The organism is Flavobacterium rhizophilum (genome assembly GCF_046000485.1).
In the GTDB taxonomy this organism is placed as follows: domain Bacteria; phylum Bacteroidota; class Bacteroidia; order Flavobacteriales; family Flavobacteriaceae; genus Flavobacterium; species Flavobacterium rhizophilum.
The window spans coordinates 1-719 of the sequence record NZ_JBELQB010000036.1; the positions used below are offsets into that span (position 1 = coordinate 1).

The 719-nt window shown below is 44.6% G+C and carries 1 protein-coding gene; it reads right to left on the minus strand.

Annotated features, from left to right (window positions below):
• Nucleotides 1–719 (minus strand): HYR-like domain-containing protein (locus ABS768_RS17580; RefSeq protein ID WP_456264640.1); only part of this gene is annotated, 719 nt, incomplete at both ends.

A 719-nucleotide genomic window follows, 5' to 3' on the forward strand; every position in this document is an offset into this window, starting at 1 on the left:
CCGTTCCCATCGCCATAAGTCCATGTTATGGTATAAGTACCCTGAGCGGAATAGGTAAGCGGATCAGTAGTTGTAGCAGTTATTGTTCCTGCACAGTTATCGGTTGCAGTTGGTGCGGTAATCATACCGGAAGTCACCTCACACTGTGCCGTTACAGCTGAAAGCGTAGCCACATCCGCTACAGGTGCAGTAGTATCATCTACTACTACCGTTTGTGTTTGTGTAGCAGTATTTCCGTTCCCGTCGTCATAGGTCCATGTTATGGTATAAGTACCCTGAGCAGAATAGGTAAGCGGATCAGTAGTTGTCGCGGTTATTGTTCCTGCACAGTTATCAGTAGCTGTAGGCGCAGTAATTGTTCCTGCAGTTACCTCACATTGTGCTGTTATAGTTGGAAGTGTTGCTACATCAGCCACAGGAGCAGTAGTATCATCTACTATTACATTTTGTGTTTGCGTAGTTGTGTTACCGTTACCGTCGTCATAAGTCCATGTAATAGTATAGCTATTCTGAGCAGAATAGGTAAGCGGATCAGTAGTTGTCGCGGTTATTGTTCCTGCACAGTTATCAGTAGCTGTAGGCGCAGTAATTGTTCCTGCAGTTACCTCACATTGTGCTGTTATAGTTGGAAGTGTTGCTACATCAGCCACAGGAGCAGTAGTATCATCTACTATTACATTTTGTGTTTGCGTAGTTGTGTTACCGTTACCGTCGTCATA